Source organism: Nitrobacter sp. (assembly GCF_047149785.1).
Lineage (GTDB): Bacteria > Pseudomonadota > Alphaproteobacteria > Rhizobiales > Xanthobacteraceae > Nitrobacter.
Genome location: NZ_BAAGBE010000001.1, coordinates 1,906,033 through 1,920,341 on the forward strand (window position 1 = coordinate 1,906,033; position 14,309 = coordinate 1,920,341).

The following is a 14,309-nucleotide window of genomic DNA, read 5'->3' on the forward strand; positions in this document are numbered from 1 at the left end:
TCAGAACCTAATTCCAGTCGTCAGCCGACCGGCAGGAACTTCACCAGACTGAGCTGCGAGAGCATCGAGGTCGTCTGGTAGGAGGCCTGCAGATCGGTCTGCAGCGCCAGCAACTGGCTCGCGACCTCGTCGGTGGAAACGTTTTCGGCCTGATCGACCATGTTCTGCATCGTCGCCTGCGTCAGTTTCTGCCGCGCGGTGGCGTCCTGCATCACCGTCTGCGCGTTGGCGAGATCGGATTGGATATCCTGGATGTTCTGCTTGCCGGGCGTGGCCGTCAGGTTCTGCGCCACGCGCGAATTGAGCGCCGAAATCTGATCGGCCGCGTTCGGATCGGTGGGCGACGTCGTCACGGCCGCGAGAACCGCGACCGACTCCATCAGCGAACGGATGGCGTCCTCGTTGGCGCGCATGCCGTATTGCACCGTCACCGACGGATCGACCCGCACCGTCGAGGTCGCGCGCGCCGATCCGGTGCCGGCATCGCCGGTGTACCACTGCACGGTGTTGGCGGCCGTGCCGTTCACCGCTGCGGTGGCGGTAGCCAGCGTCGCCGGCGGGGTGGTATCGACGCGCTGCGGCGGCTGGTCGAAGAAATCATGCGTCGCCTGGATGGCGGAGGCCGCAACCAGCGACGTCTTGGCCAGCGTTCCGATCGAGCTTGTCAGCGCGGCGTTGAGATTGGCGGCGGTCGCCGCCGGCGTTGCGCCGATGGCGAAGCTGCCGGCAGGCGTCGGCGTTTCGGTGGACGCCGTGAGCTGCACCGTTTCGCTGGTGCCATCGGGCAGGTTGAAGGTGAAGCTCACCGTGTCGCCGTCGGCCGGGTTGGTCGCGCCGAGATCGATCGACGCCTGTGCCGGCGTGACCGTGACGCCGGCAGCACTCGTTGAACTGACGCCGGTCAATTGCGCGCCGTAGGGCGACGTGGTGCCCTCGGCGGCGGTCAGCGCCGCATTCAGGTTGGCGGCCGTCGCCGTCGCATTGGCGCCGATCTCGAACGATCCCGCGGGCGCCGGCGCCGTGGTCGTCGCCGTCAGTTGAACGGTCTTGCTGGTGCCGTCGTCCTGCAGGAAGGTGAAGTTGAAGCTATCGCCATCGGCCGGATTGGCGGCGAGGTTGACCGTCGCCGGCGTGTTGGTGACGGTCGCTCCGGTCAGCGTCGAGGTGACGTTGCTGAGCTTCATGCCGTAGATCGAGGGCGACGCATCCTCCGAAACCGACACCGACGTCGCGGTCGGCGAGGCAACGGTGACGCGGCCGAGGCCGTCCGCGCCGAGATCGGCCTGGTTGCGCTCGGAGATGACCTGCTTCAATCCGGCCTGCCCCGCGCCGTTCCCGTTCAGGATCAGATCGGACGACGCCACCGGCTGCGTGTAGATCGTGCTGCCGGAAAAGATGTAGCGGTCGCCGGCCTGCGTATTCAGGATGCCGACCACCGACGAGAATTCGGCCACCGCGGTCTGCTGGCCTGCGGTCTGTCCCGCGCTGTTCAGCGCCTGCGATCCGCTGTTCGCCGCGGTCTGCAACTGCGTGCCGATGTCGGACAACGCCTGCAACGCGGTATTGGCGACCCCGATGTTGGTGTTGATCTTGGTCATCGTATCGGTGTAGGCGGCGATGTTCGACAGTTGCGCGCGCGCGGCGATGGCAAAACCTTCGTTGGCGCCCATGCCCGAATAGGTCGTTGCTTTCTTGCCGCTGGTGAGCTGATTCTGCAGATCGGCCATCTGCGACTTGAGACTCTGGACCGAGCTGGAGAGAATCGTGTTGCCGAAGCTGATGCCGTTGATTGCCATGCGAACCGCCCTACACCGTTACACCTGAGCCTGAAGCAGCGTCTGCATCATGGTCTGCACCACCGACATCACATGCGCGTTCGCCGCGTAGGAATTCTGCAACGCGATCAGGTTGGTCATCTCGGTGTCGATGTTCACGCCCGCCTTGGCGTTGAATTTTTCCTGCAGCGTGTTGACGACGACGTCCTGGCCTTGCGCGACCTGCTTCGCCGTCGTCGCCGCGCTGCTCTGCACGCTGACGAACTGCTGCAGGAAAGACGGCAGCGTACCCTTGAACGGCGCCGCCGCAGACCCGAGGCCGGTATTCGGCGCGTAGCTGAACGTCGCCGAGGTGAGCTGGTCGAAGAGAAAGTCCGAGCGCGTGGTGTCGCCGGCGGGCGTCATCGGAGATGTATTGTAGACCGTCAGCTTGGAAGGATCGGCGAGCAGCGCGGCGTTGACCTGAATGCGCCCGGCCAGCCCCGTGATCTGCGACGCGGTGCCGGTGATCGCGCCTGTATAAAGCGAGGCGCGATCGGTGAAGAACGGCAGTTGCGGATTGCCCGAGGTGAGCGACTGCGTGGTTGTCGTGGTGGAAGCCGCGGTCACGGTGGACGCGCCCGAGCCGTCGTCGGTCACGCGGAGCTGCGAGCCCGACGCGGAAAATGTCAAATTCGCGGTCGCACCGATCTGGGTATTGAGTTGCGAGGCGATCGAGGCGAGCCCGCCGGAAAAATTGACGCCGATCACCTTGTCGTTGGGATTCGAAGCCGTGTTCGGTAAAGGCAGCGCGGTCGGGTCGTCCACGCGCACCACAGTGACGGTGTGCGAGACGTTGCTCGAGTCGGTATAGGTGACGTTGAAGGAGTTGCCAGGCAGCACGTTCGACAGATCGAGGTCGAAACCCGACGGAGGACCGGCGACCGGCGTACCGCTTGTCGTGACATCGGACAGCGCGCTGGCGAGCGTCGCAGCCATCTGGTCGACCTGATTCTGCGCCTGCACCAGCGTCTTGTCGCGCAACTGGACGTCGGCGGCGATCTGGCCGGAGTTGATGCCTTGCGAGGCGATCATGTCGATCTTGGCGCCGTTCGGGAGCTGGCAGGTGATGGTGCCGACGCTCGACTTGCCCGGATCCGCACTCCATTGCGAATTCGCGGTGAGCGAGGACTGCGCGTTGAACGACAGCGTCGACGCCTGCACGCCGCCGACGAGCTGGACGCCCGACGTTGTGAACACCGACGTCTGATTGGCACCGTCGGTGACCGCACGGATATCCATCAATTTGGAAAGCTGGTCGATCGCACTGTCGCGCTGGTCCATCAGCGTCGCCGCAGCCGGGTCCTGGGAGCTCATGCCCAGCAGCTTCTGATTGATCTGGGCGATCTGGGACATCGCCGCGTTGGCCTGCGAAACCGATACCGAAATGTCCTGTTCGGCGTTGGAGCGCAGGGTCTGGATGCCGCTGGTGGTGGCGTTGAGCTGCTGCGCCAGCGCCTGCGCCGCGTTCAGCACCGAGGATTGCGCCGCCGTGTTGCCCGAACTTGCCGACAACGCCTGCAGCGCGGAGGTGAAGTTGTTGTAGGCCGTTTCCAGCGTTCCGTCGTCGCCGGGCGTTCCATAGACATTCTGCAACTGGCCAAGCACGTTCGCGATCTGGTCGGCATAGGCGCCGCCGGCGTTTTCCGTACGCAACTGCGACTGCACGTAGGTATCGAGCGTGCGGTTGACGCCGATGACGCGGACACCTGAGCCGGTATCGCCGGTAACGATCTGGTCCTGCACCAGCGTCTGTGAGACGTAGCCGGGCGTGTTCGCGTTGGCGACATTTCCCGAGACGATCGACAGCGCCGCCTGGTTGGCGCGCAGGCCGGACATCGCGATGGAGAGGGCCGAACTCAAACTCATCTTTTTGCCCGCTTCGAAACCGGATCAATCGGCACCGCGAGCAGAGTCCGATTCAACCTGCGTTGAATCAAACTCTGCTTTATTCTTTCGATTGAGCATGATCTCATCCGAAAACCGGTTTCCACTTTTCAGGATCATGCTCTATCGCAGCACGTTCAGGAGATCCTGAACCATGCTGTTCGCGGTGGTGATGACCTTGGTGTTCGCCGAGTAAGCCTGTTGCGTCACGATCAGCTTGGTGAACTCGTCGGCGATGTCGGTGTTGGAGCCTTCGAGCGACGAGCCGCTGATGTGCCCCGCCGCGCCGGCGATCGCGGGCCCCGACTCGTCGGTCACCGCATAGGCGCCGCCATCGAGCGCCTTCAGATAGTTGGTGCCGTTGAAGTGCGATAGCGACACCTGCGCGAGGGAGAGGTTCTGCCCGTTCGAGAAGGTGCCGACCACGATGCCGTCATTGTTGACGGCGACCGACTGCAACTGGCCGGCAGCGTAGCCGTTCTGGTTGATCGCATTGACGGTGGCGTTGCCGCCGCTGCTGGCATACTGGGTCAGTCCGCCGGAACCGAGATTCAGCGTGAGGTTGCCGAGCGACTGGGTGCCGACGGTGACGCCGGGAATGACGATAGACGAGCCGACCGGGCTCGAGAGCTGGCCGTTGGTGCCGAAGGTGAAGTTGGTGCCGACGTTGACCCATGCCGCCTGCGTGCCGGTGGCGTTCGGATTGGCCTGGTAGAACAGATTCCAGGTATCGGAATGACCGGCGCCCAGCGAAGCGCTATCGGTCTTGGCCCAGCGCAGTTGCAGGTTCACCGAAGTGCCGGTCGCGTCGTAAGCCGTGACCGCGCCGCCGCTGATCGATTCCTGCTGGAACATGGTCTGATCGTTGGCGATCACGACGCCGGCGCCGGGCGTGCCCCCGCCACCACGCGCCATGTTGGTCGTCGCGCCGAAGCCCATCGAAGCCCAGCCAGCGGATGCGCTCGTTACTGAGAGATTCTGCGCCGTGCCAGTGTGCAGGGTGATCGCGCCGGTGCTGGCGTCGATCGTCGGGGCCTGCCCCGTGATCGCGCCGATCTTGCCCAAAAGGTCGCCGACGGTATCGTCGATGCGCACATGCGTCGCATCCTGTACACCGGTGCCGGCCGCAGTGAAGGTAATGACAGTGCCGTCAACGGTGATGGTATTGTTGACCGCAAAACCAACGGGCAGCGAGTCGCTCGGCGCAGTGCCGGACAACAGCGTCGCACTGGTAATCGCGACCGGCGGCGTCTGTTGGTTGGTCGCCGGCGAACCAGTGGTGGCGGCGTCGGTATAGGGTGGCGCCGGCGTGCCGACCACAAGCGGATTGAAGTTCGTGGTGAAGTCGGACGGATTCAACCCGCCGGCCGCGGTGATGGTGCCCGCGGTCGCGGTCGAACTCGACAGCGTCGTCGGTACGGACGGAAGATTGGCGGCGTATTGCAGCGTCGTGGTGGCCTGCGCGGGAACGAAGTTGTTCTGGAACTGCAGCACCTGCGGCACGTTGCCGAGCGGGTTGCCGGTCTTGGGATCGACCGGCACGCCCATCAGGTAGTAGCCGGCGCTGTTGACCAGGTTGCCGTTGGCGTCGACCTGGAAATCGCCGCGCCGCGTGTAGTAGGTCACGCCAGAAAACACCGGCTGGTTGTCCACGCGCCCCGTCGGCGACTGGACATTGAAAAATCCATCGCCGGTGATCGCCATGTAAGTGCCGACCGTCGAGGCCGACACCGTCCCCTGACTGGTGATGGTCGCCGTCGAGTACGCCGTCACGCCGCCGGCGACCTGACGGTTCGAGGTGGTCGAGTCGGGGATCAGATCGCTGAAGGCGGTGGCGATGCCCTTGTACCCCGTGGTCTGGGCATTCGCGATGTTGCCGGAAATGTTTTGCAGCGCAAAGGACTGCGCCTGCAAACCGCCGACCGACGTATTCAATGCGTCGAAAATACCCATAACATCGTCTCCAACTCGATCCGGGCGGCTTTTCCGGAGATCAACCAAACCACAGCCGCAGCCGGAAATGACGTCGCAAGCTCCGTGCCAACTTAAAAAACTAGTTATTTCAGTAAGTTAGAATAAGGCCATGGCTTTTGAGCCAGAGCATTCCTGCCTGACAGGGCAACTCTTGCCGGGGGGAGCGCGATGGTTTCGAACCAAGCATGACGGTTCGCGGGAAGGAAAAATGCGGCGGCTTGGAGTGACAGTGGCTGCTTTCGCTGTCGTCATGCGCGGACATGGCCGTTCGAAGAACGGCGTCGCTTTCGCTCGCCTATGGCCGTTCGAAGAACGGCGTCGCTTTCGCTCGCCTATGGCCGTTCGAAGGACGGCGGCGCTTGCGCTCGCCTATGGCCGTTCGAAGGACGGCGGCGCTTCCGCTCGCCTATGGCCGTTCGAAGAACGGCGTCGCTTGCGCTCGCCTATGGCCGTTCGAAGGACGGCGGCGCTTCCGTTCGCCTATGACCCGCGCATCCATCTTCTTCGAAAAAAGGATGGATGCCGGGTCAAGCCCGGCAATGACGATGGATCGCGATGTTTCCGTCCAGCCGTCAGATCTGGAAACTTCGCGCAGCGAAAGCCTACGTCGCCGACGGGGACGCCGGATGGAAGACCAGCGCCAGCCCGTCCATGCAGTAGCGCAGGCCGGTCGGCTTCGGACCGTCGTCGAAGACGTGCCCGAGATGGCCGCCGCAGCGACGGCAGTGGATTTCGGTACGGGCCATGCCGAAGGTCGTGTCGGTGGATTCGCCGACCGCATTGTCGAGCGGTTTCCAGAAGCTCGGCCAGCCGGTGCCGCTCTCGAATTTCGTCTCGGACGAATAGAGCGGGAGGTCGCAGCCGGCGCAGGCGAATGTGCCCTTGCGATGCTCCTTGAGAAGCGGGCTGGTGAAAGGCGGCTCGGTGCCGTGCTCGCGCAGGATGTGGTACTGCTGCGGCGTGAGCTGCGCCCGCCATTCGGCGTCGGTCTTTTCGATCTCGAACTTTTGGGCGGGTTTTGTCTCGGCCCTGGCGGGCCCCCCGCGCAGCCAGCGCAAGCCGAGCAGGCCTGCAAGGCCGGCGGCGGATGCGAGCAGGATACGGCGGTCGATCATGGTTGTCTCCGTGGGAGTCGGTGTGACGATCAATGAACCTTGGGTTCGACTGAAATAGGCGGCCACGCCCGACAAAGTTACACCGATCCTGGTCGGTCCCGCTCACTTTTTGGTGCTGTCATGCCGGAATAGTACATTTTGTCGTGGGATACCCCGCAGAGGACCCCTACCCTGCGCTCGACCCCCATGACAATAACGGCATCGGAGGTCGGCCGGAGCCGGGAGCGACCCTGAAACGATGGCGCTTTTTTTCAGATCATAAGCTGGCATGTCCGATATTCCCAGAATCTTTAATGATGCGCTTGCTGCTCTCAATAATAGAGACCTGAAGCGCGCCGAAGAATTGTTCAGCCGTGTCGTCCGAGCCGACAGATCGAATGTTCCCGCTCTCAACCTTCTGGTCGTGGTCCTGATGGCCATGGAACGCTTTGCCGAGGCAGAGCCGTTCATCGCAAGAGCGATATCCATAAATCAGAAATCCGACGTCTCGTTTTATAACTACGGGCTGATTTCCAAACGCCTGAACAAGCCGCAGCAGGCCCTGGAAAATTTCAGCAAGGCCCTGGCTTTGAATCCGACCGTCGCCGAGACGTGGAACAACAGAGGGACCGTATTCAACGATCTCGGAAACCATGATTCGGCGATTGCGGACTTCGACAGGGCGATTTCATTGAATGGATCGTATGGCGAAGCCTATGCCAACAAGGGCAAGGCGCTTTCGGTCCTCAAGCGGCATGCCGAGGCGCTCGCTGCATACGACAAAGCGCTCTCGATCAAGCCTGCCCTCGCTGAACCCTGGTTCGGTCGCGGCAATGTTTTCTATGATCTCAACCGCTACGATGAAGCCTTCGCCGCTTATGACAGGGCTTTCTCCATCAAGCCTGACCTGGAGGGCGTCGAAGGGGCGCGGCTTCATACGAAAATGCGCTTGTGCAGTTGGGAAAAACTCGGTGATGAGATCAATCGGCTTACGACATCTGTTCGATCGGGCAAGCTCAGCAGCGGCCCTTTTGCATTGCTGTCTCTCTGCGATTCAGCCAGCGATCACCATCGCTGCGCGCGAACGTGGACGACGGCCAGGAATCCGCAAACGGTCGAGCCGATATGGCAGGGCGTGATCCATGCGCACGATAAAATACGTCTCGGTTATGTCTCTACCGACCTCAACCGGCATCCAACCGCACATCTGATGGCGGAATTATTTGAGCTGCATGACCGGACGCGTTTCGAACTATTCGCCTATTCCATAGGACCTGACGATGGATCGGATGTTCGCAAGCGGCTGATGAACTCATTCGACGCGTTTATTGCCTGCGAAGATCGATCGGACGCCGAAGTCGCGCGCGCAATTGCCGACGCTGAAATCGATATCCTGGTTGATTTGAATGGTTTCACGAAAGGTGCGCGCACGGATATCTTCGCGCGCCGTCCCGCTCCCCTACAGGTCAACTACCTCGGCTATCCTGGGACAATGGCTGCTTCGTACATCGATTACATCATTGCCGACAAAACAGTTCTCAGGTCTTCCGACGCGACGCTTTACTCGGAAAAGATCGCCACGCTGCCTCATAGCTATCAACCCAACGACCGGAAACGGCTGATCGCCGATACGTCATTCCAACGGGGTGATGTTGGACTTCCCGCAGACAGGTTCGTGTTTTGCTGCTTCAACAACAACTACAAGATTCAGCCTGAAACCTTCGGACGCTGGATGCGCATTCTCAGGGCGGTCGATGAAAGCGCGCTTTGGCTGCTGGCCGAAAACCAAACGGCTATCGAAAACCTGAGAAAGGAAGCCGAGGTCAGAGGCGTCGATCCGGCGCGTCTTGTCTTTGCCAGGCGAGCGGAGCCACCCGAGCACCTGGCGCGCCATCGCCTCGCCGACCTTTTCCTGGATACGCTGCCATACAGCGCTCACACAACGGCGAGCGATGCGCTTTGGGCAGGCCTGCCGGTACTCACCCAAATCGGTGAAAACCTTTGCAGGCAGGGTTGCCGCGAGCCTGTTGAGCGCGATCGGTCTGCCCGGGCTGATTGCTCAAACGTCGGATGAGTATGAGAGTCTCGCCATCGACCTGGCCACAAATCCCGACAGGCTCGCCGCGATCAAGGACAAGCTTGCAAGGAATCGTCTGACTACGCCTCTGTTTGATACCGAATTATTTACGAGACATATCGAGGCTGCGTATCGAGCCATGTACGATCGGTATCGGGCCGGCCTGCCGCCTGATCATATCGTCGTACCCGCGTGATCCAACGGACCGGGCAAGTCGCATCAAACCGATTATCCATCGCGATCGCTCGCGGGCGCCGACGGCGGTGCGTGACGAGTCATCGATCGCAGCGGCCGCGTTCCTGCCTGACGACTGGCCTCGGCGAGCCTGACCTCGCGCGCTCGCGCCCTGATGCGCGCGCGCTCGCGATAGCGGGCGAGCGCGCCGGCGGCGGCGGAACGTGCCCGGGTCGCAATGCCGATGGCGTAGCCGGCGGCGCGTCCGGTCGGTCCGCCCGCCCACACCAGTTCGAACGGCGAAAACAGCCGCCAGCGGTCGTCGCCTTCGAATATCCCGCTGGCGATCAGTTGCCCCGCCGTCGCCGACGTGTTCAATCCCTGCCGGCCGAAACCGCTCGCGACCCACAGTCCGGGCTGCAGCCGGCCGATCTGCGGCATGCCGTGCACGGTCTGCCCGATCGCGCCGCTGAAGACTTCTGCGATTTCGACCGTGCCGAGTTGCGGGAAAATGGCGCGGATGCGCCTGCAGATCGCCGCGGCATGTCGATCCGATCGCGCCTCCCAGGTGGTTTCCGGGCTGGCCCACATCAGCCTGTCACCGTCGACGATCCGGAAATGATCGATGCCGTCGGTGTCGATGACGGAGCCCTGAAATGCCACCGCCTCGGCGAGCCGTGCGCCCAGCGGCGCCGTGACGGCGGCATGGCGCCAGACCGGGACCAGCGTATCGGACAATCGCCGCAGCGCTCCGCCGAGATGGACATTGCCCGCAAGCACGACATGGGAAGCCCGCAGGCGCGCCTGCGGGGTCACGATGCGCTTTCGAATCCCGAACGGATCGAGCCCGACCACCGGCGTCTCTTCGAAGATGCGCGCGCCGGCGTTGCGGGCAAGCTTCGCGAGGCCGTGAACATATTTACGTCCTTCGATCTGGAAGGCTCGCGGATAATGCACGGCGTGAAAATACCGGTCCGTGCGCAAGGTGTCGCGGACGCGATCGACCTGCCACCCCTCCACCTCGGTCGCGAAATCCTCAGCCAGCATCTGCAGATGGCTGACAAGCCGCTCGCCGGCATCGACGTTGGAGACTTCAAGCGCGCCTTCGCTCAGCGCAAGGCCGGGAATGATATGTTCGGCGGCATGGGCGCGAACATAATCGGCGCCCTGCCGCGACAGCGACCAGAGTTCGCAGGCGTCATCGAAGCCGACCCGCGCGATCAGATCGGAAAGCGGAAGCGCGTAGCCCGGCATGACCGTTCCGAGATGATGGCCGGACGCGTTCCAGCCGACATGGCGCGCTTCGAGAACGACGACGCTCGCGCCGGTCCGCGCAGCTTCCAGCGCCACCGTGAGTCCGGCAAGACCCGCCCCCACCACGCAAATATCGACATCGAGATCGGCGCTCAGCCGCACACGTTGCGGCGCGGCCACGGCGGACACCGTATCGCCGGGACTATCGGCCGCATCTGTGCTTTCCGAAATCATGGCGTTTTCTTACGGATTTGCGCCAACCTTGTCATCTTGTCGCCCTGTCCGTGCAAGGTTGCAGATTGATCGACGGGATCGATACCTGTATCCCGCGTTACGGTCATGCTTCAATGCCGAATCGAGACTGAGTCATGCGCCGCCTGTTGCTGCTTCGACACGCCAAAACCGAGAGCGATACACCCAGCGGCGGCGATCGGGACCGCCCGCTGGCCGCACGCGGCCGCAAGGACGCCGCCGAACTCGGCGCCTGGCTCGCCGGACAACAATCCCTTCTGCCCGATCTGGTTTTCATTTCGACCGCCGTGCGGGCACGCACCACCTGGGATATCGTCCGGCAGCGGATTTCGGATGATGTGCCTCCGGAGATTGCCGCGCATCTGCCGGATCTTTACGGCGCCCAGCCGACGCAGCTATTGGCGCTCATTCGTTCCGCTGCCGCGCAGAAGTCCAGACGTCTGATGATCGTCGGGCACAATCCCGGCCTGCACGAACTCGCGCTCGGCCTGATCGGCGGCGGCGATGCGGCCGGGCGCGCGGCGCTGGCCCGCAACCTGCCGACGTCGGGACTTGCGGTGATCGACTTTGCCGCCGAGAGCTGGAATGGCGCGGCCTTCGGAAGCGGACAGCTCGCGCGGTTCGTCAGCCCGAAACTGCTGAAGGAGGCTTAGAGTCTGATCAGCGCGCCCAGGAACGACATCCGTCGAGACTTATTCAACGTCCTGCCAGCGCCGATGCCACTCGCGAGAGCGCCGATCAGGGCAGCAAATCCTGCGGCAGCGCGTCGAAGGTGTAGGCGCGCGGTCGATTGCGGCGCATGTAGCCGCCGGCCTGCCAGCCGAACAGCGCCGACAGCCCGACGATGAACAGCGCGCCCGCCCATTCGCCGATAACCAGCGCCCGCACCAGCAATGCGGCCATCGCCACCGACAGCAACGTCAGCACCCCCACCCCTGCGAAATAAAGCGCGGGCCTCAGGCCGCCAACCAGCGAAGCGCGCGCGCCATGCAAGGCGAGTCGGCGATGCAGTTCGACAATGAATACGCGGTAATCCTTGTCCTGCGTATCCATCAGCGCCAGCGTCTGCCAGGTCGTGGACATTACAACGATGCGGCCGCCGTCGCGATGCAGGATATCGGTGCGGAAGCGGCGCGATTGCATCGACATGGGCCGATACGACATCCGAACAGCCGCAATATCCGCATAACGCCATATCCCGGACCGGCTGCCGGCCTGCCAGGATATTCCCTCATCCTCCAGCACGAACCGATGCGCCGATCCGATCAGCGACGCCCGGTAGGCGTAGCCGAGACCTGGCGGCGTCTCGGGTGGCAGCGACACGATCGGCGTCCTTCGCACAACGGGCTTTCTCTTGCTCGCGAGGCGGGTTCTATCCTACAAATCCTTCATGGCTGAAGCGGCTTATTTTCCGCGCCATCTGATTCTCGGCGGCGCGATGGTATCCGGCATATTGCTCGCGCTTGCGGTGCACATGCTGGGCGCGCAGATCGGCCTCGATCTCGGCGGCCTGTGGCGTTCCGATGCCAGGGAGTTCATGCCGGCGGGCGCCGCGATCGCATGGTGGCTGGTCGCAACGGCCGCCTTCTCCGGCAGCTATTTCGTCGCGACGCTGATGCACAGCGCGCCGTCCGGCCGTATCCAGCAGCGACTGCGGCAGTTCCTGATCGCGATCGCCGTGCTGTTTCTTGCAGGCGCCGGACAGGCCGCCTCGGCGCCGAGCGCCGTACCCACGGTCGAAGGCCTCGTGGCCGGGCTGGCCGTGCTCGGTCTCGGCGCGGCGATGGCTTTCTGCGGCGCGTATTTCGCGCTGCGCAAGAGCTGACAACCCCGGCGTCCATCATGCCCGCGTCCCGGTCCAGCGTCGCCAGCCCTGGGCCGGGCGTTTTCTTGCATCATGCATTCACGAATTGTTTCCCGACGCAATACGCTGCCGTCATACAATTGACGGATCAACGCCGGGTGCGGCTTCGAGGTATCCTCCGACGAAGAGGCTCAAATCGACCATGGAACAGAAGAGGTTTTATGCCTATATGCAATAACGGTCGTGGCGCAACATCATCGCAGCCGGTGCAAGACCCGAGATGTTTGGACCATCGGGATCGTTTGGACCATAACGACTCATCTGTCGGGCCGGCGCGCCATTTTGTCCCGTGGATTTTTCGCGTATGAGTGACGGAACAGCCGCTTGCCCCTCCTTCTCTCCAACCGGCTCAAAACAAAAAAACATGCGTGACCGGCGTGGGGGTTTGCTTCATTGTCCGGGCGCGTCCGTCCAGCGAACGTCTGAACCGCTTCACCAGAATCGCCGGAATATAGTGAGATTATAAGAGTGCCCTTGATATCGAAGCTCGTTGGAGATTACTGCAAGGATATGCGAATTTTTAGATCGGGGTCCTAGTGCCCTCAATCTGAAGTTCGCCTCGTTATATAGCGCCTTCCGTAGCAAACTTCGGACTCGAAAGGGCATTGGCAATTTATGATTCTAGTGTGGTTTAGACTCGGACATTCGCTTGAAGCGCTTGCAGAGAAAAAATGAGGCAAACTTCCGAACCACCGTGCTGGCGGGAGGACGAATGCATCGGCTGCTGACCGCGCTCCAGGGCGGCTTCAAGGAACGGATCGGCTGGAAACGCCTTGGCGTCGTTGCGAGCCTCGTCATCATCGCCTTCGCGATCATGACTCTCGTCCGCACCCTCAAGGGCGTCGACACCGGCGTTATTCTGATCGCACTGACGGAGAAGTCGCCGCACGAGATCACCATGGCCGCGCTTTGCGTGATCGGCGCGTTCTGTACGCTGACATTCTATGACTTCTTTGCGCTGCGGACCATCGGCAAGGATCATATCCCCTACCGGGTTGCCGCGCTCTCTGCGTTCACGAGCTACACCATCGGCCATAATGTCGGCGCCACGGTCTTCACCGGCGGCGCGATTCGTTTCCGCATCTATTCGGACCACGGACTGAACGCGATCGATGTCGCCAAGGTCTGCTTCATCTCGGGACTGACGTTCTGGCTCGGCAACCTGTTCGTGCTCGGCCTCGGCATGGCCTGGCACCCCTCGGCCGCAAGCGCGATGGACCTGCTGCCGCCATCCATCAACCGGCTGATCGCGTTCGGCTGCCTCGCCGGCATCGTGGTCTATCTCGCCTGGATCATCACCGGTCGCAATCGCCGCGAACTCGGACAGAACGGCTGGAAAGTCGTGCTGCCGTCGGCGCGGCTGACCTTCGTGCAGATCCTGATCGGCGTCGTCGATCTGGGATTCTGCGCTTCGGCGATTTACCTGCTGATGCCCGCGCAACCGCCGATCGATTTCGTCTCCGTGTCGGTGGTCTTCATTCTGGCGACCCTGCTCGGCTTTGCCAGCCACGCTCCCGGTAGCCTCGGCGTATTCGACGCGGCGATGCTGGTGGCCCTGCCGCAGTTCGGCAAGGAGCAGTTGCTGGCGACGCTTCTGGTCTACCGCACGCTCTATTTCGTGATTCCCTTCGCCATCGCCATCACCATCATGGGCACGCGCGAACTCTGGCTCAACGTCGTGCAGCCCTGGCAGCACCGCCGCGTGACCAACGCCGACGGCAACGATAGCGGTAGCGGTAGCGACGGTAACGACGGCGGCGGCACCGCTCCAGACCAGGCGACCCCACCGCCGCGTGCTGTCAAGACACGGGTCTCGCAGGAGTGAGCCGCCCGCCGTGCGATCCTGTCGCCGCAATCGGTTCCGCCGTTCATGGCCGATCGTCTTCGCCCGTCACATTCGCTTCATCCATTGGTCGATC

At 62.7% G+C, this 14,309-nt stretch carries 11 protein-coding genes; 5 read left to right on the forward strand and 6 right to left on the reverse strand.

Annotated elements, in window-relative coordinates:
- Positions 1-20: 20 nt before the first annotated feature.
- The 4 genes from ACMDCM_RS08805 to msrB all read right to left on the reverse strand — a co-directional run bounded on the left by ACMDCM_RS08805 (position 21) and on the right by msrB (position 6,790).
- Entirely contained in the window at positions 21-1,796 is a 1,776-nt protein-coding gene (locus ACMDCM_RS08805) for a flagellar biosynthesis protein FlgL (protein ID WP_412773212.1), read from the reverse strand.
- An 18-nt stretch (positions 1,797-1,814) separates the two neighbouring features.
- Positions 1,815-3,683, reverse strand: coding sequence for a flagellar hook-associated protein FlgK (gene flgK, locus ACMDCM_RS08810; RefSeq protein WP_412773213.1), 1,869 nt, complete (start codon positions 3,681-3,683; stop codon positions 1,815-1,817).
- Positions 3,684-3,824: 141 nt separating this feature from the next.
- On the reverse strand, positions 3,825-5,654 hold the full coding sequence (locus ACMDCM_RS08815; RefSeq protein ID WP_412773214.1) for a flagellar hook-basal body complex protein: 1,830 nt from the start codon (positions 5,652-5,654) through the stop codon (positions 3,825-3,827).
- 623 nt (positions 5,655-6,277) lie between these two features.
- Positions 6,278-6,790 carry a peptide-methionine (R)-S-oxide reductase MsrB gene (gene msrB, locus ACMDCM_RS08820; RefSeq protein WP_412773215.1) on the reverse strand — a complete coding sequence of 171 codons (513 nt, stop codon included), beginning with the start codon at positions 6,788-6,790 and terminating at the stop codon, positions 6,278-6,280.
- Positions 6,791-7,058: 268 nt separating this feature from the next.
- Between msrB and ACMDCM_RS08825 the strand changes: the two genes are divergently transcribed.
- Positions 7,059-8,843: an O-linked N-acetylglucosamine transferase, SPINDLY family protein gene (locus ACMDCM_RS08825; protein WP_412773216.1), complete on the forward strand. Its 1,785-nt coding sequence runs from the start codon at positions 7,059-7,061 to the stop codon at positions 8,841-8,843.
- Positions 8,761-9,042 (forward strand): O-linked N-acetylglucosamine transferase family protein, encoded by a 282-nt coding sequence (locus ACMDCM_RS08830; protein ID WP_412773217.1) that lies wholly within the window; start codon positions 8,761-8,763, stop codon positions 9,040-9,042. The genes ACMDCM_RS08825 and ACMDCM_RS08830 overlap by 83 nt, the downstream gene beginning before the upstream one ends.
- A gap of 32 nt (positions 9,043-9,074) precedes the next feature.
- Here the strand turns inward: ACMDCM_RS08830 and ACMDCM_RS08835 are convergent, their stop codons facing one another.
- Entirely contained in the window at positions 9,075-10,508 is a 1,434-nt protein-coding gene (locus ACMDCM_RS08835) for an NAD(P)/FAD-dependent oxidoreductase (RefSeq protein WP_412773218.1), read from the reverse strand.
- 134 nt (positions 10,509-10,642) lie between these two features.
- On the opposite strand from ACMDCM_RS08835, the gene ACMDCM_RS08840 reads away from it, so the two are divergent.
- The gene (locus ACMDCM_RS08840) at positions 10,643-11,179 is read left to right on the forward strand and encodes a SixA phosphatase family protein (RefSeq protein WP_412773219.1); all 537 of its coding nucleotides are present in this window, start codon (positions 10,643-10,645) and stop codon (positions 11,177-11,179) included.
- An 85-nt stretch (positions 11,180-11,264) separates the two neighbouring features.
- Here ACMDCM_RS08840 and ACMDCM_RS08845 read toward each other — a convergent pair whose 3' ends face one another.
- Positions 11,265-11,852 (reverse strand): hypothetical protein, encoded by a 588-nt coding sequence (locus tag ACMDCM_RS08845; RefSeq protein ID WP_412774707.1) that lies wholly within the window; start codon positions 11,850-11,852, stop codon positions 11,265-11,267.
- Between the two features lie 64 nt (positions 11,853-11,916).
- On the opposite strand from ACMDCM_RS08845, the gene ACMDCM_RS08850 reads away from it, so the two are divergent.
- On the forward strand, positions 11,917-12,351 hold the full coding sequence (locus ACMDCM_RS08850) for a hypothetical protein (RefSeq protein ID WP_412773220.1): 435 nt from the start codon (positions 11,917-11,919) through the stop codon (positions 12,349-12,351).
- Positions 12,352-13,102: 751 nt separating this feature from the next.
- Positions 13,103-14,215, forward strand: coding sequence for a lysylphosphatidylglycerol synthase transmembrane domain-containing protein (locus ACMDCM_RS08855; RefSeq protein ID WP_412773221.1), 1,113 nt, complete (start codon positions 13,103-13,105; stop codon positions 14,213-14,215).
- The last annotated feature ends 94 nt before the right edge of the window (positions 14,216-14,309 follow it).